Below are 23,286 nucleotides of genomic sequence, written 5' to 3'. Positions count from 1 at the left end.
TCATCGCCATACTGGCGGCGATGCTCTTCCCCGTTTTCGCGAAAGCTCGTGACAAAGCCAGGCAGGCCAGTTGCAGCAGCAATCTGCGGCAGATCACCATGGGCTTCCTGATGTACGCCCAGGACTATGACGAGATCCTCCCGCGCGGAGCCGGTTATGTGGCTCCGCAGACCATCATCGACACGGCCGGTGAGTGGTTTATCACCCTTGCTCCGTACATCAAGAACACGCAGGTCTTCAACTGCCCCAGCCAGCCGTACACCGTCTTCTATTCCGGTGGCGGCAGCAGCAGCGCGCTGGGCTACGGTGTGTCCTACAGCCGCAACCTGTGGATCTGGCAGCTTCCTTTGGCACAGGCCAAGGAGCCGGCAGTGACGGTCGGATACATGGACGGCGGCAACAACAACTACCACCGCCTTCCCTGCCCGAGTCTGACCAACTGCGGTGGCGGCACCTATGGCTGGGCCTACACCCGCCACAACGACGGCTGCAACTACACCTTCCTCGATGGCCATGCAAAGTGGTCCAAAGAAGACGGATCAGCCAATGGCCGCGCACGCCCGGATTTCCACTTCTGCATCAACTACCACGGATAGATCCAGGGCTGGACGAGTCCAATGCGCCCGGTGCGACCATCGCACCGGGCGTTTTTCCTGGAGCCTTCCGGCCACTGACTGAAGCGCGGGGAGCGCTTATCTACTCCTACTTCGCCTCGGTTGCGTCGTCAGCCCCGTCGTCACTTCCACCTTCGTCCTCTTCTTCCTGATTTGTGGACTGCTTGAGAAAATCCTCAAGCTTCTGGGCTTTGAGGTCCGTGGCCTTCAGGCTCCGCAGGAGCTTCATGAAACTCGGCCACTGCGGCGCGATCGCCTGCTGTTGCCCCATGATGGTGGCTACGTAGGTGGACTTGCCCTGTGAGATGAGGGCGGCGGCGATATAGAGCGGTGGCTGCTGGAGCAATCCGCCACCCAGGATGCCCACGTAGTCGCCAAGCTGCGCCGGCTGGGCCTTGATCCCCTCCGGGAGCTTGCCTCCGTTGAAGTCGGTCCACACCTTCTGCATGTCCACGTCCTCTTTGGTTTCGATCCGGTGAACGGATGCGATCCCGGTCATGAACCAGGATGCCTCGCCCTGGGGCGACCACCATAGGTTGATGTTATCGGTGACTTTCGGGTCCTCCCCGAGCATCTTCATGAGACCGCCCTGCATGGTTAGCCTGGCGGTCATGGACTCCTCGAGCTTCTCATACTGTCGGCTCTGCCAGCCCGCGGGGCACTCGAGAGTGAATTTCTCCGATTTGGCCTTGATAGGGGTCCCGGAGGGCGTGTCTCCCCCCTCAACGCCCGCCGGCTGGGCGAGACAGGGGACCGAACCAATGAGGAAAGCCATCAGTGTGACGGCAACGATGAGACGCAAGGCGATCGCCTCCAGAGGTATTGATACCGGCTCAGCCGGGGCAGACATTGATGATGACGAGAGGTCCATCAAGTAAGTTCGCCATTGTGCACCTGGGGACCTCGGGCACCCACACCCAATCTAGTTTAATGGTAGCGCAACGTAACCTTGTCATCTTCTTAAGGTCCGTCGCGTATCCTTCAGCCAGCGTGTTGGACACAGCAACGAAAAGAAGGAGACGGGGAATGACCAGAAGAGGCTTCACACTCATCGAATTACTGGTGGTCATCGCGATCATCGCCATCTTGGCTGCGATCTTGTTTCCGGTTTTCGCCCGGGCACGGATGAAGGCACAGCAAGCTAACTGCATCAGCAATCTCAAACAGATCGGTATCGCATTCCGAATGTACCAGCAGGACTACGACGGCTATTGCCATCCTCATCGCAACGGCGCATTCTGGCCCGAAGACCGCCCCTGGAGCAGCAATGATCTCTACTGGGGCGCATTCTATGACCCCTACATCAAGAACCGCCAGATCTGGCGCTGCCCTTCCATGAAGGAAGTGGACCTGTACGGGGGAACCGCGGAGCAGGTGGCGAACACCACCTACGGTATCAACGGCTATGTCACCGCCAATGGAGGGACCTGGAATAACTTTGACAAGCCTGCCGAGACGATCCTTTGCCACGACTCATGGGAGCAGCGCATGGATGACAATGGCGACATGCTCTGCCCGGCCAGTGGCCAGACCCTCAATCTGACCCAGTGGCGCGCATATCCCACCCGCGTGGCCGAGTATTGGCGCCATACCGATTCGTGCAATGTGTTGTGGTACGACGGGCACGCGAAGAACCTCGTGAAGTCCGACGCGTACCCCCGCGCCTGGTATACAGGCTAGCATCTCCTGCAGCAAGTATTGTCAGTGGAACCGGGGACTGGTGAGCGCGCCAGTCCCCGGCTGCGATTCCCGGGTGCCAAAGCACGCATGCGAGTGGTGAACGGGTTGACAACGCGGCCGCTGCTACTATAATTGATAGTAACCCAATGGAACCGCAGGCTCCTACTATCGTCAATAATAGTAGACGGGCGCATGAATACCGGCACCAGCGTCCGCCGGGGTACAAGGCCGGATGGAGGCGCGAAGAATGAGTGCACGAAAAGGTCCCGATATTCCCGTATTCCGGCCAGGCAAGGACGGTCTGGAGAAGACTCTGGGCACTCTCGAAGCCCAGATCATGGACGCTGTCTGGTCAGCGGACGGCGAGGTGAGTGTGCAGGACGTCCAGGAGGCCCTTGCCCAGACCGGGAAGCAGGCCGCATATACGACGGTGATGACCACCCTGAGCCGGCTGCACAAGAAGGGTTTCCTGGCCCGCACCATGCGCGGCAAGGCCTACCACTACACTGCTCGCGTCACCCGCAGCGAGCTGAGCGACACGGTGACACGGCAGGTGGTCGATGGACTGCTCTCCACCTTCGCCGAGCCGGCGATGTCTTACTTCGTGGAAGCCCTGAGCGCGAATGATCCGGGCAAGCTCGACTCCCTTGCAGCCCTGATCGAGAAGAAGCGTCGAGAGCAGAAGGGCTGATGCTGTCGGTAATCGTGGCCGCCGGCGTGGTCTTCGCGGCGGTGACCGCCACGCTGAGCGTTTTCCTGTACCTTCCTTCGCTGGCCGTGGCCGAGAGTCTTTCCACCCAAAAGGCCGCGGCCCGCTGCTTTGTGTGGCTTGCGGCAGCCCTCGTCCCGGTCTTCGGCGGTCTTCTCGCAGCCGGCTACGGGCTGTACGCCGCCCTTCATGACCCCTACGGTTCCCCCCACCTCGTTTCGGGACGCGTTCATCTATGTGCCCGGTGGATCCAGCGGGTGCCCGACGCCTCGCTGTTCGTGCAGGCGATCGGATGGGTCAGCATCGCCCTGTTCGTGGCAGGACTGGTCCGGTTTGTAGCGGGTGCGGTGCGCTCCTCACGAACTGCCGCGCGGTTTCGAGAAGCGAGCCCGGGAGCGTCCGAATTGGCGATCATCGAGCATCCGGAAGCTTTCCTGGCGACCGTCGGCTTCCTGCAGCCGGTCACGGTGGTGACCAGCGCGGTGGTCAATCTGCTCCCGGGCGATGAACTCGCGGCGGCTCTTGCCCACGAGCTGGCCCACCACCGCAGGTCCGACAACGTCCTGGACCTGCTGATGTCCAGTTGCGTCACTTGCCTGCCCTGGGTGCCCACACTACACCTGTACCGCCGGTACCGGCGCGAGGACGCCGAGCGCGCCTGCGACGACTCAGCCGCTGCGGAATATTCAGCACAGGTCGTGGCGTCGGGTATCCGGCGGCTCGCAGAGGCGTCCAGGGAGAAGTCGGAGCGCAAGCTGTTGCCCAGCGCCCTGAATGCCTGGCGCTGGTATGTGGATGTGCACAGGCGCGTGGAGCGGCTCATGGCGGAACGCGCGACGCAGATCACGCTCCGACACGAGGCCACCTACGCGGGCGTTCTCCTCACATTGGCCGGGGTAGGTGTGGTGGTGCTTGCACTGGTCGCGACGGCCAGACAGGCCGCGGATTCCGTCTACTGCCTGGCGGAGACACTGCTGGGTATCCTGCGACGGTAGCCAGGGGCTGCGCGGCAGGGCTTCACTGCGATGCCACGCCGCCACCACAGTCATTCGGGACCGCGGCTTCATGCAGCGACGGCTATTCCCCCTCCCCGACGGGAAGTTCAAGACCGGGGAGAAACTGTGGGCCTCTCGCCTCTACCGGTACCCCGCAGCTGTCTCAACCATCGCCACGTAGTTGCGCACCGTCAGGTCGGTCAGGACCTCGGTGTGCGGGGATGCGGTCGGGGCGAGGATATACCCCCCTCCCGGAATGCCATCCTCAATGGCCCGCTTCACCATGTCTACGAAACGCCCCGTGGGTGTCGCGTAGATGTCACCGATCTGGATATTGCCCTCCAGGCACACGCGATCGCCGATCCGGCGCTTGCCGTCGGCCAGCGTCACATCTCCCATCGGCGGCGCTTCCAGCGGGTGCAGAACGTCCGCGATCATCGGGAAATCGTCCAGCACAGCGTCCAGTGGCCCGTGGCAGTGGACGTGCAGGAGCTTGCCTGCGGCATGAATACGTTCGAGGATCTGGCGCTCGGGCTCAACGCAGAACCGCCGAAAATCCCGGGCGCTGTGGAGGGGCGGCGTGACGTACTCCTGCCCCAGGGTGGCGAAGACCTCCCCCACTCCCGCAGATATCAGCAGGTCCACCCGGTCGAGAATGCGGCGCAGAAACTCGTCCACAAGGCCCAATATGGTGTCGCGTTCCTCGATGCTCCAGATCGCGAGAAGCTCGGATCCCATCAGGTCATGCACGTAGCCGATAGGGTCCTGCCCGATGGAGACCTGGACGATGCCCCTGTCGCCGGCCAGATCGTCCTGCGCACGGAATCCCGTGGGGTCTATCTCGCGCAGCGGCTCGTAGGGCACAGACAGGAAGCGCTCCACGTCCTCGAGGGACTTGATTGCAAACTCCATCTGCATGCCAGGAAGACCGCGCTTGCTGGCGAGATGACGGGTGCGCAGGTCGCCGCGAGGCGTATGCCACAGTGTGATGGACTCCACCCAGTCCGGGTGCCCCACCTGGTGAGTGGTGGCGGGCACCTGGGCCTGCGTGAGGAACCAGCCGCCCGGAGGGCCCCAGTTGAGCACGTAGTCGCCATACTCGGCGACGACGTCAATCACCGGACGGTAGCTCGGGTGTCGCGTGGCCACCCATTCCCGGTCCCAGGCTCGAACCCCACGGACTTGAATGGGCAACTGGTACGGCTGCGCGCGTCTCATTGCCGCCAGAAGACGGTCGCGGGACGTCATCGGCATCACCCGTGGAAGGGATCGAGTGCTCCATTGGGCCAGGGCAGAGTTGCAGTGGGCTTCACGGCCCGCTCAGGCTTGCATGGCCAGACCGTACGTGGTACAAAGTGGCCATCGTCCCAGTCCATCTCTTGACTGAGGAAACGGGAGGTTCTCCATGGCCGAGGTCATTCCCTTCCGAGGGTGGCGATACAACCCGGAGCGCGTCGGAGAGATGGCCGACATCGTAGCCCCGCCGTATGACGTGATCTCCGAAGGCGAACGCCAGGCTTTCGTCGCCCGGTGCCCGTACAATATCGTGCGTCTCGATTTGGGCATTGATCCGCTGGACGGTACTCCCACGCCATCCAGGTACGAGCTTGCGGCCGCTGATCTGCGCGAGTGGCGGCGCGAGGGCATCGTAGTGCAGGAGGGCTCACCTGCCTTTTACATCTACGAACAGACCTACCGTCCGCCAACACCCCTGCCCCGGGATGGCGACGAGCCCCTGCGGCGCCGCGGGTTCATCGGGCTCGTGCGCCTGGAGGAATACGAGAAACGGGTCGTCCTGCCTCACGAGAGCACGCTGCGAGCCCCGAAGGAGGACCGTCTGCGCCTGATGCGGGCCACCCAGTGCTCCCTCAGCCAGGTATTCAGCATCTACTCCGATCCCCAGTTGACCTTCGAAAAGATGGCCGAGGAAGTCTGCTCCACGCCTCCGCTATGGGAAGTCACGGATGCAGAAGGGGTCGTCCACCGGTTCTGGGCCATGACCGATGAGGACATGTGTGCCGCCCTGGCCGCCGTGTTCGTGGACCGTCCGGTGGTTATCGCCGACGGGCACCACCGCTATGAGACGGCTCTGGCGTACCGAAACGAGCAGCGCGACAGGCATGGGTATATCCCTGATGCGCCCTGGGAATATGTGTCCATGTTTCTGTGCAATACGGACGCGGGCGCGCTGACGATCCTGCCTTGCCACCGGCTTCTGCGCGAACTGCCGCTGGAGGCCGAGGCCATGTTGTGGCGCAATGTAATGGACGTGTTCGAGACTGAGCGGGTGATCTTTGACGGGTCTTCTGACGAGGCGCGGGTCGCCGGCATTCACTCGCTGCTGGACCGCATGTCAAAGTCGGCGCCGGGCGAGCACACCTTCGCCCTGTACTCGGGCGGCGCATACGCGCTGCTTCTGCATCTGCGGGACATGGACCGCGCCTTGGCCCACGGAGTTGACCAGCTACCGCCGGCCATCCGTGAGCTTGACGTTGCGCTGCTGCACAAGCTTGTCATTGAGGGTATCATGGGGCTGACCGGAGAACTGGCCGCGACGGGAGCGAACGTGGTCTACTCCCGGGATGGTCATGATGCCGCGAACCGTGTGGCGCGGGGCGAGGCGGCGATGGTGCTGTACATCAACACGACGCGTGTTGAGCACGTAATGCAGGTCGCTCTGGCCGGCGAGCACATGCCCCAGAAGGGCACATACTTCTACCCCAAGGTTCTATCAGGCCTGGTCTTCCACGACCTCAGAATCTGACTCACGCAGACGGGACTGAACTGAATGGATATCGCCTTCCCGCTGGACTACGAAGAGGATGTTGACCGGACGGTCTTCGAAGACGAACTGGGGCCGTGGCTGCCTGACTCGGTCTTCGACTTTCACTCCCACATCTATTCTCGAGACTGCGTCTCCGGCGGCCCAAAGGAAAACCCCGACCCATCTCTGCCAACGGTCTGCGAGTACTATCCGGTGGAGAACTACCTGGATTCCATGGCGCGTCTGTTCCCCGGCAAGAAGTTGGAGGCGCTGGTCTTCAACACCGTGCTCGCGGACTCGAAGATTTGCGACCAGAATGCCTACGTTGCCCGGGCGTTGCAGGAGCATGACAACCTGCATGGACTGATGATGTGCGGTGTCAGCGAAGACGAGGAGGCTCTGGAGGAGGAGCTGCGCTCCGGCAGGTTCCTCGGGACCAAGCCTTACTGGACCTACGTCACGTGGAAGGCTCAGGCGGATGTGACGCTGGAGGACATGATCCCGCCGGGGCAAAGACGCCTGGCTGAGCGCCTCGGGCTGATCCAGATGGTCCACATCCCGCGCCTGGGCAGGCTGGCAGACCCGATGAACGTAGATGGTCTCCTGCGGCTCTGCGAGGACTGCCCCAGCTCGCCAATCATCATGGCCCATTTCGGGCGGGCCTACTTCCCCGAGGCCGTGGGCGATCTTCGGTCCCTTCCCGACTGCCCGAACCTCTACGTGGACTTCTCCATGGTGCAGAGCTGGGAAGCCTGCGAGATCATGATCAACGCCTTCGGACCCGATAAGATCCTGTTCGGACTTGACATGCCTGTGGCCCAGGAGAAGGGCAAGCTGGTCAGCGCCAACGGCCAGCGTCATTTCTTCACGAAGCGCATCCACCCCTGGAGCATCCACAACTCCACGGGTAGCTACCGGATTCGCTGCACCTTCTATGCCTACGAGATCGTGCGGGCGTTCAAGAAGGCGGCAGAACGCGTCGGGCTGGGGCAGGAGGATGTGCGCAAGGTCTTCTGGGCAAACGCGAAGGCGCTGGTGGCGCGAACCGAAGCGCGGTTAGGCTACTGACCGCGGGCTGACGCAGGAGAAGGCCTTGGAAGGACCTGTGGCGAAGTAAAGTAATATATGGCCGTGGATGCGCGGCAAACGGAGATCACGAAGCCTTCAGGAGCGAAATGATGGAGATCCTGGGAATCGACATCGGCGGAACAGGCATCAAAGGCGCCCCTGTAGACATCGACAAGGGCGTGCTGGTCGGCGAGAGACATCGCATCAAGACCCCGGAACCAGCCACGCCGGACGCTGTTGCCGACGTAGTCGCCCAGATCGCGGCCCATTTCAGCTGGAAAGGGCCCCTGGGCTGCACCTTCCCGGCTGTCATCAAGGGCGGCGTAGCCCACACGGCGGCGAACGTCGACAAGAAGTGGATTGGCACCAACGCTGCGCAGCTCTTCACCGAACGCTCCGGTTGCCCGTCCCGGGTGATCAATGACGCCGATGCAGCCGGCGTGGCCGAGATGCACTTCGGCGCCGGAAAGGGCAAGGCGGGCACAATCTTCATGCTGACCTTCGGCACCGGAATCGGGAGCGCCATCTTTACCAACGGCATGCTGGTGCCTAATACCGAGCTTGGGCATATGGACATCCGGGGCAAAGAAGCCGAGCACCGGGCATCGGACAAAGCGAGAAAGGACGACGGGATAAGCTGGCAGAAGTGGGCTGAGCGGGTCACCGAGTACCTGAACGTGCTGGAGGCTCTCTTCTGGCCGGACCTGTTCATCATCGGCGGCGGGGTGAGCAAGAAGCCCCAGAAGTTCCTGGATGAACTCAAGACACGCACGCCTGTAGTTCCGGCGGAACTGCAGAATGAGGCCGGGATCGTCGGCGCGGCAATGTGGGCTTCGGGACGCGAGGAGATCTGCGGACCGCTGCTGGCACTGGCGGAGAGCCCGGCGGAGTAGCGGACAGCGCTAGTCACGGTCGTCGTTTCTACCGAAAACAAGGCGGCGCCCGGAGAGTGAGGACTCACCGGGCGCCGCTTCCATTATCGATTGCGATGCCAGGGCCCATCTACCCCGCCTTGATGCGCACCTCGCGCCCCTTCGCTGCGCTCTTGAGGACTGACTCCATCATCTGCTGTACGATGAGTCCATGGCGCAGAGGCGCCTGGCACTCGACGCCATCCAGAATGCAGTCGATGAAATGCCCGGCGATGTTGTCCCACGGCTCTGGTCCTTTCGGCAGGTCCACGGTGGTGTCGTGCGGCGCACCGTTCACGGTCCGATAGAGGGTGAGCGGAGACAGCTTGCCCCCTGCTTCCGTGCCAAACAATTCGATCTGGAGTTCCGGCTGTTGGTGTGAAGCCCAAAAGCTCTCCACCTGCACCCCCACACCGCCCTCGAAGACGATGAGCCCGCCCGCGTAGTCGTCAGCCGCATACTGGGAATAGATCTTCTTTTCCGGAGTACTGAAGTCCCAGTATCCCAGCCCGCGCGGACCGAACTTCGCCCCTGCCACCGCAAGGGCAGATTCGGGTTTCGGCAGGCCCAGAAGCCACCAGACGGCATCCAGCACGTGCACACCCATGTCTCTGAATGCGCCGCCTCCCTGCTGGATAAACCCCATGTTCCAGGCGGGAATACCGCTGCGCCGGATGCTGCGTGCCCGGGCGTAGTACAATTCGCCGAAGAAGCCCTCCCTGGCCAACCCACCCAGATACCTGCACGCTGCGCCGAACCGGGTGCACAAGGACATCATGTTGACGACACCCGCCGCTTCGGCCGCGTCCACAAGTCGCGCCGCGGACCGTTCGGAGTCCGCAAGGGGCTTTGTCACCAGCACGTGTTTGCCGTTCCGCACCGCCTCCAGGGCAATGGGCACGTGAAGCTGGTTCGGCGTGCCCACGAAGACCGCATCGATCTCGGGGTCGCGGCACATTGCCCTATAGTCGGTGAAAGTGCGGACGGGGCCGGGCAACTCCTTGGCAAAGTCATCCATGCGCATCTGGTCCAGATCGCAAAGGGCCACCACCTCTCCCCTGTGATTCCTCGCGATGGCCTTGGCATTGGGCCGGCCGATGCCCATCCCGACGATACCCGCGCGAACCTTCTTCATAGATAGCCACCCTCCGTGGGGGATGCCGTGCGACCAGTGGCTGGTTCGCCGGTGTGCGGCGGACTCCTTCCGGAGGCACCTGCAGCACAAGGTGATGCTGGACCTGTGAGCGAAATCAGCCTGCACTCGACGACAGATTGCGTTTCGCGGAGGAAATGCGATGATCCCCGGAGTGCTGACACTGTTGTTGCTCTTAGTGCTCTTCACTGGAGTCTCGGCCGCAGGCCCGCAGGTTATTATCGACACCGACTTCGGCGCAGCGGATCAGCCGGTCCTCACTCGCGGCGACCGGCCCAACGAACGCGTGACCGGCGTCATGGCCGGTAACTGGCGCGATGATTCGGGCTGGACAGAGGAGGTCTTCGCGAGCTGGACCGCCATGGAAGAGGAAGGGAGGCGCTTTCTGCGGCTCAAGGTCCAGCGCCTTGGGCCTCATTGGTACCAGCTCTGCCACCCGACCCCGAAGATCGACGCCGACAGCTTCTTCCGCCTGAAGCTGACCGCGCGAAGCACCCAGCGCATACCACTGCAGGTGGGGATTCGCGACTCCGCGGCACCCTACAAGTTCCACTGGCAGAAGTCGGTAGCGCTGAACTCGGAATGGCAGGACTTCAGCGCCGACTTTCGGCTCGGGGCCATCGAGCAGGACGTGGGCGTCTGGGTGAGCGTGAACACCGTGGGCGAGCTGGACATTGCGCGCTTCAGCCTCACCCGACTCTCGCGGGATGACTACGTGGATGAGCTCAAGAAGCAGTATGGAGAGGAGGGCCCCGCAAACCTGGTGGCACAGTCACGGTTCCCGCTGGGACTGCCCACCGGCTGGGCGCTGGACCGCGACAACTCTGACGGGGATGATGTCATCATCGCCCCGGACGACGCAGTTACCGGGCCCAGCGGCGTACGCGCGCTCAAGGTGTCCTGCTCGGAACGCACCGTGCTGTACAGTGCGCCTTTCGCTGTCCCGATGGCCTTCATGCCCCACACGGCCAGTCTGTATCTGCGCGGAACCGGCGAGTTTGCGATCAGCGTCCGGTGCGATGGACGCCAGATCGCACGCAGAGCATGGACACTTTCGAGCGCGGACGCCTGGGAACGGGTGTGGGTGAAGTTCGATCCGGTGCTCATGGCCGGGGTCTATGGGGTAGTTATCGAGGCCCCGGGCACTTTCTGGCTGGATGCGATGCAGGTCCATTCCGGAGCTGAGCCTGTCCCCTACTGCCCACAGCAGCCCTGCGAAGTGGCGCTGGCGATTCCGGAGTCCGACGCCTCCTGCGCACTCGTGCAGTTCGCGGATGAGCCGGCGCGAGTGAACTGGATGCTGACCGGCGAGACGCAGCGAGCGCACCTTCGGGCGCGCGTGGTGAATGTGTACGGGCAGACGAGAGAGCTCGAGTGTCCGGCGGCTGACGGAGCGACCTCCGGGCAGGTCAGCTTCGACGCATTTCCTGAGCGCCCATTCGGGCCATTCCGCGTCGAAGCCTGGGCGGAGGATGCAGCCGGGAGTCCGCTCAGCCCCGTGAGCGAAATCGTGGTGAACCGCCTGCCAAGGCCGCACTACTGGGGCAAAGACGCGCCGAACTCTCCCTTCGGCGTACACACAAACTCCACCACACGGCACAACCGCATGTTGAAAGCAATCGGCGCCAACTGGACGCGCCTGCATGATGCGGGCCTGCAGTATCTCGGCTGGTACCACATCGAGAAGCAACCCGGACAGTGGACTTTCCACGACAAGGAGATCTATCGCTACCGCCGGGAGCATGTGAAGATACTGGGCGAGCTTGGCACAGCGCCCTTCTGGGCCAGCTACTACCCCGGAAAACCGCACAGCGGATACTTCGACCAGTTCTACCAGCCCAAACGCCTTGAGGACTACGAGAACTATGTGAAGGTGGTCACGGAACGCTACAAGGGCGTCATTGATGCCTACGATGTCTGGAATGAGCCGTGGATCCATTCCTGGTGGGCGGTCGGATATAACGAGGGTCAGGAGGGCCGCGCCGGGTACGTGCCCAGTGAAGACCCGCAGGGGAGCTTCACGAGGCTCATGGCAGCAGCCTATCGGACCGCGAAAGCGACGGACCCCAACATCACGATTCTCGGCTTCAACACAACTACCGGCGGTGGCAGCAGCAACAATTTCAGCGGCACCGACTGGACCCGCGGAGTTCTGGAGGCGGGCGGTCTCAGCTTCTGTGACGCCGTCTGTTACCACATGTATATCGGCGGCAAGCCCGGCTATCCGGGCGACGTCGTCGAGCAGGGGACGCAGAGGGCGATCAGCCCGTTGCTGGAAGAGTTCGGGGAGATGCCGAAACCGTTGTGGATGACGGAAGGTTCGGCAGGGCGCGACACCCTGGGCGCGGGCTTCTACAAATACACGCTCCCCTACGAGAACAAAGAAGACGTGTGGGAGACCGCCGACCGCCTTTGCCGGTATGTTGTGGCGACCCTGGCCCAGGGCGTGGACAAGTTGTTCCTTTACTCGATGCACGCTCAAAGCGGGCTGCACGCTCTTCCCGAAGGCGGATGGCGCGTGATTGTTACTCCAGAGGGCTTCCTGCACCCCAGCGGCGTCGCCCATGGCGCCCTTGCCTGGCAACTGGAAGATGCGCGCTTCGTTGAAGTCGTGACCCTCCGCGAAGGCTTGTACGCCTACTTGTTCGAAGCGAAAGACGGTTCGCGCTCGGTAGCTGCGATCTCACCCCGCGTCGGAGAAGCAGGATTCACGGTTCCTGACGTGGATAGGCTCACTGCATACGACCTGTTCGGTAATCCCGTGGCCGCCGGCAAGTCATTGGGCAGCCATCTCGGGTATGTCAGCATGCCGGGTAAGGCCGACGGGCTAAGAGCGGTTCTTGCCGGTCAGTGAGAGCTGAAGCTGCGGCTATTTCAGGGAGGTCGACGAGCTTGCGGCTATTCATAGTCCCGGCCCTGATCTGTCTGATCATGGCCGGAACAAGCACTGCCGGGCCGGACAATTTGCTGACCAACTCCGCATTCCGCAGCGGCTTTCTGACGCCAACGGACTGGTCTTTCAATTCTTCCGAAGGCAACCTTGTAGACTGGCAATCGGGCGACGTGCCCGGCGAGCGCGCGGTGCTGCTCCAGGGCAGCGGCTCGGACTGGGCGGGGCTGACTTCGCGGCGGTTTTCCGTGTCTCCCGGCGAGAACATCGCCGTCGCCGCGCTTATGCGGACGCTGGACGGAGCCGCCGGATCGCAGGCTGACCGGCTGTTCGTGCGGTTCTTCTCGAACGCGCGATTTGTCGGCCAGGAGGGACCGACACCTGCCGATCTACCGGGAGTCTGGACAAAGCTCTCGGGTGTAGTTACCGCGCCGGATGGTGCCCTCTGGGCCGATGTGTCTCTTCAGATACGCTCCCGGGCGCGCTACCAGGTGGCCTGTGTGACCTGTGTCAAGTCCGGAGACGTAGCGGATGCGGAGGCGCTCCTGATCCCCTCGCCGGCTTCTGCACAATGGAGGGTTGTCCGTCCGGAAGACTCGCTGCCGCCTGACACAGACCGCAATGGTCTCGCGGACGCTCTCGAAGAGTTCCTGGGTATTCGGCCGGAGGATGCCGCGAAAAGCGTGCGGCTGACGCGCGCGAAGACCACCAGTCTCCAGACCCACACCGGCTACCGCGAGGACAATGACCTGATGGTGGACATCGTGATCCTTGCGGGGAACCGGGAGCGTGACATCCGGTCATGGGCGACCTTCGGCTATGAGCCCCACGTCATGGTGGGGTTCCGGGCGGGCCCTGACTACCTCCAACGGAAGCTTGGTGACATCACCGGGCGCGATGAAGTGCAGACCGATGCCGCCGGCAACCTTTTGGACTGCGGCCCTGGAAGCTATTACATGGTGCCGACGGCGAACCGGCGCGATATCTTCCGACAGTATTTCGCGGATGCGGTGACGCGCGGAGCGAAGGCCGTTTGCCCTGAGGAGCCGGAGTTTTTCGCCCGGGCAGGCTACAGTGAGGCGTTCAAGCGCGAATGGCAGGCCTTCTACGGCGAGCCATGGCAGGACCCGGCGAGTTCGGTGGCCGCGCGCATCAAGGCGGAGCGGCTGAAGATGGCGCTGGAGCGCCAACTGCTCGAGGCCTGCTACGAGGGCGCCCGCAGTGTCGACCCGGCGATCACCCGGTTTCTCCTGACCCACAGCCCGCTGAATTACACCAGTTGGGGCATCACTTTCGGGCACCAGGACATGCTGGCCACCGGTCAGGTGGATGCGATGATCGCCCAGGTCTGGACCGGCACGGCGCGTTCCCCGGTGCGTTATCAGGGCAAGCGGCGGGAGCGCACCTTTGAGAACGGATACCTCGAGTACGCGTCTTGCCTGGGCTTGACCCGGGGCACAGACATCGACCTGTGGTTCCTCATGGACCCGCTGGAGGACAACCCGGACCGGTCCATGGAAGATTACCTGTTCAACTACAAGCGCACCCTCGCGGCGGCGCTGATGTTCCCGGAGGTCTCCCGTTACGAAACCATGCCCTGGCCGGTGCGCATCTTCGGGCGAGTGCCCGGTGGGTTCGCGACGACCATCGGGGCGGTGATCGAGCTCCTGTCCGACATGCAACGCTGGCCTGACGGCAAAGTCAGTGCCGGCACGCCCGGAGTGGGCACCTTCCTGTCGGACAGCGCGATGTGGCAGCGCGGCGAACCGCATTCGGGCGACCTGGATTGCTTCTACGGGATCGCGCTCCCCCTACTGATGAAGGGCATCCCGGTGGAGGTCCCCTGCCTCGACCGCGCTGACGAACCCGGGTATCTCGACAGATACCAGCTGCTGTTTGTCTCATACGACATGCTCAAGCCCGTGAGACCGGAGATCAATCAGGCTCTGGCGGACTGGGCGACAGCCGGCGGGAAGCTGGTTGTCCTCGGGGGAGCCGACCCATACAACGCAGTGCCCGAGTGGTGGAGGCAGGCTGGATTCGAGAGCCCGCAAGATCACCTTTTGCACTTGTGCGGGGTGGATGTCTCGACACGTAAGGTGGCCGCTTCGCTCTGGGATGGCCTGACGTGGAAGCAGGTGGCGACCACCGATTACTCCGGGCACGAGGTGGACCTGTCGCGGCAGGAGCAAGTCACCATAGACCTGACGCCCTTTCTGCAGCACGGAACCGCGCTTGTGCGTTGCCGTGACAGCATCCCCACCGACGGCTTCGGGGCGCTCATCACCCGCATCAGGGCCAGCGGCTTGCGCGATGGCGACCGGATTGAGCTGGACGTCGTGCCCGACACGCCGGCCGAGAACGAGATCATCCTCGCGGAAAACCATACGGGGTTGGTCCCCGAGAAATCGTACCGTTTCTGCGACCGAAACAGCTACGTCATCTACCGCTTTGACTTCGACCCCGGCACACCGGCCCAACTGGTGCTGGAGATCGGCAACCAGTATCTCGTCGATGCAGCAGCGGGGACAGGGGAGATCAGCGGCAAGTTCCAGGCGGTGGGCAAGCCGGTTCTCAGTGCTGATCGGTTCAATGTCTCGCCCGACCTGCCGCTGGTGAGTTACGAGGATCCCTCGCTCACCGGTCTGTACACAGGACTGCGCGGGACATTGATGGCGGAAAAACCGGTGGGGCAGGGCCGCGTCATCACCTGGGGGTTGTCTCCGTCGTGGTTCGCGCGGTCGGTCGAGAGCGCGCAGGCGTTGCGGGACATCGCCAGATACGCGTTGGGTGACGACGCTTACCGCGAGCAGGCACACATGACGGTGGAGCGCGGTCCGTACGTGGTCTGCCGCACCCTCGGCGAAGCCAAGACGCTGACCGGACCTTTCATCGATCTCGTGGACCCGCTGCTATCCGTCCTTCCGCAGGTGCAGCTGGGGCCTGACGATATGGCGGTGCTCAAACGCTGGGTGGCGGCGAAGGACGGCGTTCCCCGGGTCATATTCGCGTCTTCGTGCCTGGAATGGAAAGATGAAGCCGCGGAATCGTTGCGGATAATCGCCTCAGGGGCACTGGGCACCACCGGTGTCTGCCGCATCGACTGCGCCGGGAGACGACCGGGGGCAATCTCGAGCAGCGATGTCGCCGGAAATCCCGTTCAGGTCCAGCTCACCGAAGAGAATGGAACAATCCTGCTCTCATACCCCAACCACCCGCGCGGGATCGCGATCCGGGTAATGTGGGCGCGAGAGTGAGAGCCGGCAGGCGCGTGAAGCACAAGGGACCAACCGGGGGACATCTGTACACCGAGCCGGCAGGGCCCCTCGGACTATCCGGATGGGACCCCCGCCGCCGCTTCGGCCCGGGCTATGAGCTCGTCCTGCTCCAGCTTCGACAGGTCCACGAAGCGACCGGAGAAGCCGGCAATGCGCACAACCAGATCGCCGTGGGCCCCGGGGTTCTGCTGGGCCTGACGAAGGCGTAAGGGGTCAAGCGAACTGATCTGCAGTTCCTGCCCGCCTTCATCGAAGAACGTTTCGATCAGCGCAAGCACTTCATCCTCACTCACTCTGCCCCCGGGTAGCGTCAGGTTCAGGTTGTAGCCGCCCCGGTGGGTGCGGGACGGGTCCAGTTTGAGGACGCTGCGCAGGATGCCTGTCGGGCCTGACCGTGCCGTTCCCACGGCCGCGCCGATGCTGTCGGCCACCGGAGTGCCTGCCTTACGGCCGTCCGCCGAAGCGCCGATGCGCGCTCCGTCGAGATGGTGCAGGCTGCGCACTACGTGACAGACCATGTGGGCGGGGCTGCCGTGCTCCGCATCGATTGCGTCGAGTACCCGCTCCCGCATTTCCACGAGCGCGAGGGCCCACCTGTCTGCGCGGTCGTCACCATTCCCCCACTTCGGAGCGGCAGCCATACGCGCGCGCAGTCCCTCCTCAGCATGGTTCGCCCCAAGCGCAGCGGTGAGTTCGGACAATCGCAGTTCACGCCGGTCGAAGACAAGCTCCTCGATGGCCGCCAGTGCGTTGGCGGCATTGGTCAGCCCGCGCTCATAGACCCCCGGCAAGTGGTAGTCCATCCCCACCGCCATGTCCTTGCCGCGCCGGATACACCCGCGCATCAGCGAAGAAGTCAAAGGCGTGGGCATTTCCCGCGCCGTACGCGCCTTGTGCGCGAGGCCGTTGCGCCGCATGGCGCTCAGCCGGTCTCTCATCAATCCCTCCAGCCTCTGAAGAAGCTGATCCATCCCCAAGACGGCATCCGGATTGTCTAGCCAAGCGAGGGTCTCGTTGAGGAGTCCGAGATACTGGATGTTGCCGCATGTCGCGGTGGCCGAATCCGCGCTTCGCCCCGGGATGCCCAACTCATTGCACCCGATGACGGCGTACTCCCACGCATCCTGTGGAGCGACTCCCGCTCCTTCAAACCCCGCTACAGTAGGAATGTCATTGATCAGCAGGGGCATGGTCACCCCGTCGGCCAGCATGCGTGCGGCCATCGCCTTGATCTTGGGATCCAGCCCCGGGTGCCACCGCAGGAATACCGGAGGATCGCCCACCCTCAGCCGATCGCAGGCATCGAGGAAGCAGGCAGTCAGCGCATTTGATCGGTCAATGCCGAGATGATCCGCTCCACCTACGGTGATGGTCTGCGACAGGTACCCTCGCCCATACAGGGAGTTCGCGGTGATCTTCAGCATGAACGCAGCGATCAGGTTTGTGACCTGCTCGGGGTCGAAGTCGTGCTGGATGAAGGGTGCAAGGACCCTGTCAGGCAGACCCGTAGAGACCGACATCCCGTGGCCCTCGATATGGATCGCCAAGTGCACCAGCGCCATGCTCTGGAGAGCTTCGAACAGGTTCCTGGCAGGCTTCTCCGGTACTTGTTCGCAGGCGCTCCCCACCCGTTCCAGGCACTCACGACGCAACGGATCGTTTTCTGAGAGCGCCTCGATACGTGCTGCCCTTGCGTAACGGTGCGCCCAGTCGATCACGGCCTGCAGGGCAATTCGCATTGCCGCACGATATACCCGTTGCTCCTCATCACCTTCGTCCGCCAGGCGGTCACACTCCGCAATCAAGTCCTGCAGCCCCCGGTGGACCACGCAGTCCATATCAACCGAAAGGTGTCCGATTCCCGTCTGCCCACCGAAAGCACGGTCACGCCAGAACTCTGCAATCTCATCGGGGATCGCACCATCAAGCAACCCGGCAAGCTGGGAGTGCTCCAGCAAGACCTGTGGATCCATTCCGATGCCGTACTCCGGCAGAAGCATCCAAGCCCGCGGGCGCGCCGAAGTGTTCCCGGCGAAGACAGGGTTGGAGCGTAAGTCGAGGGTCATATTGCGCAAGACGTGCGCGAGCACATGAGCGCGGCGAATCGGCGCCGGCTCATGCTCATGCACTCGCCAGGCTTCGGTTGCCAGACGGGCGCGCTCCAGGCACACAGTGTCGGGTGTCCCCATGAGTTCGTCGCGGATCTGTCGCACCAGGTCGCGCATGCTCAGGCAGGTCCTCTGCGTGTGAGAGCAATACCCAGAAATCGCTGGAACGCTTCTGGGGTCGGCGTTGGGACAGAGCGTTCAATACAAAGCCTCCACACAGAACCCGACCTCTCAACCGAGTAGCCCGCTCTTCCGGGTTTCAGCGTAGCCCGGGCTACCTGCCGGGTCGTTGCAGATGCGCCACTCCTCGGCGGTCACCTCGCCCGTACCGTATCCACAGACGTCTCGGGTGGAGCCAATGCGTTCAAGAACCAGGGCGAACATCTCGTCCGCCGGGAGCGTGTCGCCGGGATACATGCCCAGCATCTGGAAGCAGTCCAGGTCCTTCTTGTAGTCGCGTATGAGCCCACCACTGTGGACGCAGCGACCGGTCGGCGGGTCAAACCCGTCGCAGCAATGGCAGGCCATGCAGGTGCCCTCGACCAGAGTGATGGGGACTTTCGGATCGGCCCGCACCCGTTCGAGAATCTCTGCGAGCGTGTCGTTGGGCCGCAGGCCCGATGACTGACCGCCATTGTACCAGCACGCCAGGCACATGATGTGATGCGGGCGCATGAAGATGCGGTCACCGTGGAGTATGGCCTCCACATTTTCCTCCCGCGACTGGGCCATCTCCTCGGAACTGCGCGCATGCACCACCATCTGCCAGCCACGCGAGCGCACGTTCTCATAGATGCCGGAAGACGCCAGCGGGCAACCCTCCCAGCCCGGCGTATCGAAGGCGCATATGCCGCGGAGGGTCTCCACCCTGGTGAAGAGCAACTCGTACAAGTAGCGCGCGCGCCGGGTATCCCCGGGGCACAGGCCCAGCTTCTGCAGGACATCCAGGTCGCGCTTTCGGTTGAACACCGCCTCGCGATTCTGCCGCCGGAAGTCCTCATCATCCAGCATGGTGTAGTGCGGTGCGCAGTCGGCATCGCTGGTGAGACGTATCGAGGCCGTCGGATCCGCCTGAAGGACCTCGAGGATGGCTCGGGCCTGGTTCTCGCCGAGAATCGGGCAGTCGGCACCGCCAAGCCGGCAGACGACCGCTGGCAATTGCCGGGCCTTGATGACAATTCTCGGCGGATCACACAGGCCGTCTTTCATCAGCTTATTCTCGTACATGGCAAGCCCTCCGGGAAAGTGGGGTCGTTCAGCCCGCCACGACTTCACTCACATCCATCAGGTAGACCTGACGCTGGCCCTCGTGGACCGAATCGAAGCAAACGGTCCGGCCATCTCTGCTCCAGCGCGGGTGCAGATCGCAACGGAACTCGACATCGGCCACGGGTGGCGACAGGAAACGGCCCAGGTTGATGCGGGTGTTATCCGCGACCCGGTATACGATGAGCGTGCGCATGTGGTCCTTATCCGGGTAGGTGTCAGTGAGGATCCACTTGCCGTCGGGCGAGTACGAGCAGTGACCGTCGGTCTGGAATACATCTTCGCCCACGATCTCGATGTCGTCTCGGCAGTCGGTGAACAGGTAGTAATGGTCGCCCCTATCATATCGCCGCGCCCAGGCGAGCACCTTGTCCGCTCCGCACCAGTCGAAATGCGAAGTCATCTGGTGGTCATTGAGCAGGCAGATATTGGAGCCGTCGGTCGCTGCTGTGAACAGGCGCGTACCCCATGGCGCGCTGCCGTGCCGCCAGCGGTGCAGGAAGATGAACCTGCTGTCAATGGTGTTGAACTGCAGGTGGTTGAACCAGTGTCGCGCGCCCTCGAAGGAATCCTGCGGAGCGAACTTCGTGATCTGTTCCAGGTTGATGATCAGCCGGTTCTCGCCGGTGCGCAGGTCCACGATCCAGATGCCGTCTTCATCGCTTACATCCGGCCCGGCCAGATGCATGAGGTGATTGTAGCCGTACCCGGGCCGCGTGGAGTGAACGCGGGAAAAGTTGAGGCTGACCGCCTTGGTCCCGTCCCGGCTCACCGCATAGATTGGCCGCGGCAACTCGCGCTTCTCCCCGGTGAAAACATCCTGGATAACGGACACGTAATGGTCGCCCTTGAGTGCATTGTAGATAATCTCGCGGTCGGGCGCTGTCGCGAGCCACTGAAGGTGAGTGCCCTGCTGCCAGTTGAAGGCCTGAGTCTCAGCCAGCGGGATCCAGCGGTTCCCGTCGGCGAGGTCGACCATGCCGATGGTGGCTACGTCATCCGGATGTACCACGCGGTCCATGAAATCGACTTCGAGCGCCAGAAGATAGCGCCCGGTGGCATCCCAGGGAAACTTGTCATAGTAGCCGAACCAGTGGAACTTCGGGCCCTGTGTGACTGCGACGGCCGGCAGAAAGTGGTCGATCGTAGGCATGATAGGCGCCTCCAGGAGCGCATTCTGGACGTGAGGTCAGGGCCCAGTTTCGCTACGCGAAGACTGGTTTCCTGCAAGAATCCAAAAGCTTTCCAGGTCCCGGACTCCTTGAGCTGCCGGGGCAGAAATGTGTGAAGTCTGTATAAAATTGGGGCCCAGAACATGTACCAACGTGCACAATTCCTGGCCCGAATCCGGCTTGACAAAAGGGCGTCATCCCTCTAAGCTTACTCTCGCTCGCGGTGGACTCCCAAAGAGTTCGCACAGGGAATCCGGTGAAAAACCGGAACTGCCCCGCAGCGGTGAGCGGGAACGAGAACTGTAGCGGAAACCCGGCGGCACAGCACGGAGCTCCCCAGCTCGCAGGCGGACCGCACAGCCCGCAAGTCCGAATACCTGGCCCGAGCGGCGTCGCAGTTGCGGCGTCTTCCACACCCGGCGCTTTCGAGGGTGAAGCCAGCCGGCCTCCGTTTGACCGATCGCGGGCAGGCGATTGTGGGACCGGTCTCCTCAGGTCGGACGCGGCACGCATTTGACGAGCGGGGGGAAGTTCAGCCCCCACTGTCCTTGGTTGTTGTGGAGTAGCGAAACTGGCGTCAGAGCCGCTTTCCAGCATTCGTCGCGGACCCGGGAGGGCGTTCGAGCATGACGACAAGGCGCGGTTTCCCCGTCACTCATGTGGTCAAACGCGATGGTTCGCGAGCCCCTTTCGATGCAACTCGGATACAGTCGGCGATAGCGCGAGCCGGAAAGGCCACGGGGGAATACGGGGACGATGAAGCCGCGACGCTCACGGCACAGGTGCTCGATGCGATCCGCGCGCTGCCTTGGAACGATGCCCCCACGGTCGAGCAGATTCAGGATGTCGTCGAAAAGACCTTGACGGTTGCCGAGTATTTCGAGACAGCCCGGGCGTATATCCTCTACCGCGAGCAGCATCAGCGACTGCGCCAGGAACGCCAGGCGCTGGTGGATGCGGTCTCATCTATCGACGAGTACCTCGATCAGGCCGACTGGCGGGTCCACGCCAACGCGAACCAGGACTACTCCCTTGGCGGACTAATCCTGAATGTGAGCGGCAAGGTGACCGCCAACTACTGGCTCACAGCCGTGTACCCACCCGAAGTCGGCAAAGCCCATCGCGAGGGCGATCTGCATATCCACGACCTGGACATGCTGGCCGGTTACTGCGCGGGCTGGTCTCTGCGGACGCTGCTTGTCGAGGGCTTCAACGGAGTGCGGGGGAAGGTCGAGGCGGCGCCGCCAAAGCACCTGTCCAGCGCGGTCGGGCAGATGGTCAACTTCCTGGGCACTTTGCAGAACGAGTGGGCCGGCGCCCAGGCATTCAGCTCTTTCGATACGTACCTTGCGCCCTTCGTGCGGCGCGACAATATGACTTACGACCAAGTGCTGCAGTGCATTCAGGAGTTCGTGTACAACCTCAATGTCCCTTCGCGCTGGGGCACTCAGACGCCTTTCACGAACATCACCCTTGACTGGACCTGCCCCGAGGACCTCCGAGACGAGCAGCCACTCATCGGCGGCGAGCCCGCAGATTTCACTTACGGCGAACTCTCGGAAGAGATGGGCATCATCAACCGCGCGTTCCTCCAGGTCATGACCGCAGGCGACCGGCGCGGTCGAGTGTTCACTTTCCCGATCCCAACCTACAACATCACCCCGGACTTCGACTGGAACCACCCGAACACCGGGCCGCTGTTTGCGATGACTGCCAAGTACGGCACCCCGTACTTCCAGAACTTCATCAATTCCGAGCTGTCCCCAAGCATGGTGCGGTCAATGTGCTGCCGCCTGCAACTTGACCTGCGAGAACTGCTGAAGCGGGGCAACGGATTGTTCGGATCAGCGGAACAGACGGGGTCGGTAGGGGTCGTGACGCTCAACTGCGCGCGGCTTGGCTACCTGGCGAAGGGCGATCTGCAGAGCCTCTACGCTCGCATGGACGCACTGCTGGAGATCGCGAAAACCAGCCTTGAACTCAAGCGCAAGACCATCGGGCGCTGCATTGATTCCGGGCTCCTGCCCTTCACGCAGCGGTATCTCGGGCGTCTGAAGAACCACTTCAGCACCATCGGCGTGAACGGAATCAACGAGTGCATAGCCAACTTCACCGGCGGCCGCGAGGACATAACTACAGACGCCGGCAAGGCGCTGGCCATTGAGATGCTCCAGCATATCCGGGAGAAAATGGTGGAGTTCCAGCAGCAAACCGGAAACCTGTACAACCTGGAGGCCACGCCTGCTGAGAGCGCAACATACCGTTTCGCGCGCGAAGATCGCAAGCGTTTTCCTGACATCATCCAGGCTGGACCAGAAGACGCACCATACTACACGAACTCCAGCCAGTTGCCAGTGGGCTACACGGATGACCCATTCGCGGCCTTGCAACATCAGGAGTCGCTGCAGGCAATGTACACCGGCGGAACTGTCTTTCACCTGTACATGGCCGAGCAGATCACCAGCCCCGAGGCCTGCAAGAATCTGGTGCGCAGGTGCCTGGAACGATTCCGGGTGCCATATATCACGGTGACGCCCACCTTCTCGATCTGCCCGCGCCACGGGTACATCAGCGGGGAGCACAGGTACTGCCCGAAGTGCGATGAGCAGCTCATCGCCCGCAAGCGCGCGGAACTGGCTTCGCAGAGCCGCGACAGCGTGCAACAGGTCGCCGTCTGA

The 23,286-nt window shown here is 62.7% G+C and carries 16 protein-coding genes and 1 riboswitch; of the genes, 10 read left to right on the top strand and 6 right to left on the bottom strand.

What is annotated here, in order from left to right; translation table 11 throughout:
- Nucleotides 1-596 (top strand): DUF1559 domain-containing protein (locus HPY44_21445; protein NSW58585.1); only part of this gene is annotated, 596 nt, incomplete at its 5' end.
- A 106-nt stretch (nucleotides 597-702) separates the two neighbouring features.
- On the opposite strand, the gene HPY44_21440 is transcribed toward HPY44_21445, so the two are convergent.
- Nucleotides 703-1,416 (bottom strand): hypothetical protein, encoded by a 714-nt coding sequence (locus tag HPY44_21440; GenBank protein ID NSW58584.1) that lies wholly within the window; start codon nucleotides 1,414-1,416, stop codon nucleotides 703-705.
- Between the two features lie 224 nt (nucleotides 1,417-1,640).
- Here HPY44_21440 and HPY44_21435 point away from each other — a divergent pair, with 224 nt between their 5' ends.
- From HPY44_21435 to HPY44_21425, 3 genes are all read left to right on the top strand, one after another.
- On the top strand, nucleotides 1,641-2,294 hold the full coding sequence (locus HPY44_21435) for a prepilin-type N-terminal cleavage/methylation domain-containing protein (protein ID NSW58583.1): 654 nt from the start codon (nucleotides 1,641-1,643) through the stop codon (nucleotides 2,292-2,294).
- Between the two features lie 247 nt (nucleotides 2,295-2,541).
- Nucleotides 2,542-2,985: a BlaI/MecI/CopY family transcriptional regulator gene (locus HPY44_21430; GenBank protein ID NSW58582.1), complete on the top strand. Its 444-nt coding sequence runs from the start codon at nucleotides 2,542-2,544 to the stop codon at nucleotides 2,983-2,985.
- Nucleotides 2,985-3,998, top strand: coding sequence for a M48 family metalloprotease (locus HPY44_21425; GenBank protein NSW58581.1), 1,014 nt, complete (start codon nucleotides 2,985-2,987; stop codon nucleotides 3,996-3,998). The genes HPY44_21430 and HPY44_21425 overlap by 1 nt, the downstream gene beginning before the upstream one ends.
- Before the next feature lie 141 nt (nucleotides 3,999-4,139).
- Here the strand turns inward: HPY44_21425 and HPY44_21420 are convergent, their stop codons facing one another.
- The gene (locus HPY44_21420; protein ID NSW58580.1) at nucleotides 4,140-5,246 is read right to left on the bottom strand and encodes a hypothetical protein; all 1,107 of its coding nucleotides are present in this window, start codon (nucleotides 5,244-5,246) and stop codon (nucleotides 4,140-4,142) included.
- Between the two features lie 157 nt (nucleotides 5,247-5,403).
- Here HPY44_21420 and HPY44_21415 point away from each other — a divergent pair, with 157 nt between their 5' ends.
- The 3 genes from HPY44_21415 (at nucleotide 5,404) to HPY44_21405 (ending at nucleotide 8,723) form a co-directional block, all read left to right on the top strand.
- Nucleotides 5,404-6,762 (top strand): DUF1015 domain-containing protein, encoded by a 1,359-nt coding sequence (locus HPY44_21415; protein NSW58579.1) that lies wholly within the window; start codon nucleotides 5,404-5,406, stop codon nucleotides 6,760-6,762.
- A 24-nt stretch (nucleotides 6,763-6,786) separates the two neighbouring features.
- Nucleotides 6,787-7,830 carry an amidohydrolase family protein gene (locus HPY44_21410; GenBank protein ID NSW58578.1) on the top strand — a complete coding sequence of 348 codons (1,044 nt, stop codon included), beginning with the start codon at nucleotides 6,787-6,789 and terminating at the stop codon, nucleotides 7,828-7,830.
- Between the two features lie 110 nt (nucleotides 7,831-7,940).
- Nucleotides 7,941-8,723 (top strand): ROK family protein, encoded by a 783-nt coding sequence (locus HPY44_21405; GenBank protein NSW58577.1) that lies wholly within the window; start codon nucleotides 7,941-7,943, stop codon nucleotides 8,721-8,723.
- A 109-nt stretch (nucleotides 8,724-8,832) separates the two neighbouring features.
- On the opposite strand, the gene HPY44_21400 is transcribed toward HPY44_21405, so the two are convergent.
- Entirely contained in the window at nucleotides 8,833-9,876 is a 1,044-nt protein-coding gene (locus HPY44_21400; protein ID NSW58576.1) for a Gfo/Idh/MocA family oxidoreductase, read from the bottom strand.
- A gap of 160 nt (nucleotides 9,877-10,036) precedes the next feature.
- On the opposite strand from HPY44_21400, the gene HPY44_21395 reads away from it, so the two are divergent.
- Complete coding sequence (locus HPY44_21395) at nucleotides 10,037-12,748, top strand: hypothetical protein (GenBank protein NSW58575.1); 2,712 nt, start codon at nucleotides 10,037-10,039, stop codon at nucleotides 12,746-12,748.
- A gap of 38 nt (nucleotides 12,749-12,786) precedes the next feature.
- Nucleotides 12,787-16,041, top strand: a complete 3,255-nt coding sequence (locus tag HPY44_21390) for a hypothetical protein (protein ID NSW58574.1) — start codon at nucleotides 12,787-12,789, stop codon at nucleotides 16,039-16,041.
- Between the two features lie 74 nt (nucleotides 16,042-16,115).
- On the opposite strand, the gene HPY44_21385 is transcribed toward HPY44_21390, so the two are convergent.
- The 3 genes from HPY44_21385 to HPY44_21375 all read right to left on the bottom strand — a co-directional run bounded on the left by HPY44_21385 (nucleotide 16,116) and on the right by HPY44_21375 (nucleotide 20,589).
- Nucleotides 16,116-18,287, bottom strand: a complete 2,172-nt coding sequence (locus HPY44_21385; GenBank protein NSW58573.1) for a hypothetical protein — start codon at nucleotides 18,285-18,287, stop codon at nucleotides 16,116-16,118.
- A 114-nt stretch (nucleotides 18,288-18,401) separates the two neighbouring features.
- The gene (locus HPY44_21380) at nucleotides 18,402-19,397 is read right to left on the bottom strand and encodes a hypothetical protein (protein ID NSW58572.1); all 996 of its coding nucleotides are present in this window, start codon (nucleotides 19,395-19,397) and stop codon (nucleotides 18,402-18,404) included.
- A 28-nt stretch (nucleotides 19,398-19,425) separates the two neighbouring features.
- Complete coding sequence (locus tag HPY44_21375) at nucleotides 19,426-20,589, bottom strand: hypothetical protein (protein NSW58571.1); 1,164 nt, start codon at nucleotides 20,587-20,589, stop codon at nucleotides 19,426-19,428.
- A gap of 223 nt (nucleotides 20,590-20,812) precedes the next feature.
- Nucleotides 20,813-21,008: riboswitch (cobalamin riboswitch) on the top strand.
- A gap of 226 nt (nucleotides 21,009-21,234) precedes the next feature.
- On the opposite strand from HPY44_21375, the gene HPY44_21370 reads away from it, so the two are divergent.
- Complete coding sequence (locus tag HPY44_21370) at nucleotides 21,235-23,286, top strand: ribonucleoside triphosphate reductase (GenBank protein ID NSW58570.1); 2,052 nt, start codon at nucleotides 21,235-21,237, stop codon at nucleotides 23,284-23,286.

The organism is Armatimonadota bacterium, from assembly GCA_013314775.1.
In the GTDB taxonomy this organism is placed as follows: domain Bacteria; phylum Armatimonadota; class Zipacnadia; order Zipacnadales; family JABUFB01; genus JABUFB01.
This window is presented reverse-complemented; position numbering and strand designations above follow the sequence as displayed.

Excerpts from the sequence above, each read along its gene's own strand:
- HPY44_21435 (NSW58583.1), top strand. The coding sequence starts at position 1,641 with ATGACCAGAAGAGGCTTCACACTCATCGAATTACTGGTGGTCATCGCG.
- HPY44_21430 (NSW58582.1), top strand. The coding sequence starts at position 2,542 with ATGAGTGCACGAAAAGGTCCCGATATTCCCGTATTCCGGCCAGGCAAG.
- HPY44_21425 (NSW58581.1), top strand. The coding sequence starts at position 2,985 with ATGCTGTCGGTAATCGTGGCCGCCGGCGTGGTCTTCGCGGCGGTGACC.
- HPY44_21420 (NSW58580.1), bottom strand. The coding sequence starts at position 5,246 with ATGACGTCCCGCGACCGTCTTCTGGCGGCAATGAGACGCGCGCAGCCG.
- HPY44_21415 (NSW58579.1), top strand. The coding sequence starts at position 5,404 with ATGGCCGAGGTCATTCCCTTCCGAGGGTGGCGATACAACCCGGAGCGC.
- HPY44_21410 (NSW58578.1), top strand. The coding sequence starts at position 6,787 with ATGGATATCGCCTTCCCGCTGGACTACGAAGAGGATGTTGACCGGACG.
- HPY44_21405 (NSW58577.1), top strand. The coding sequence starts at position 7,941 with ATGGAGATCCTGGGAATCGACATCGGCGGAACAGGCATCAAAGGCGCC.
- HPY44_21400 (NSW58576.1), bottom strand. The coding sequence starts at position 9,876 with ATGAAGAAGGTTCGCGCGGGTATCGTCGGGATGGGCATCGGCCGGCCC.
- HPY44_21395 (NSW58575.1), top strand. The coding sequence starts at position 10,037 with ATGATCCCCGGAGTGCTGACACTGTTGTTGCTCTTAGTGCTCTTCACT.
- HPY44_21385 (NSW58573.1), bottom strand. The coding sequence starts at position 18,287 with ATGCGCGACCTGGTGCGACAGATCCGCGACGAACTCATGGGGACACCC.
- HPY44_21380 (NSW58572.1), bottom strand. The coding sequence starts at position 19,397 with ATGTACGAGAATAAGCTGATGAAAGACGGCCTGTGTGATCCGCCGAGA.
- HPY44_21375 (NSW58571.1), bottom strand. The coding sequence starts at position 20,589 with ATGCCTACGATCGACCACTTTCTGCCGGCCGTCGCAGTCACACAGGGC.
- HPY44_21370 (NSW58570.1), top strand. The coding sequence starts at position 21,235 with ATGACGACAAGGCGCGGTTTCCCCGTCACTCATGTGGTCAAACGCGAT.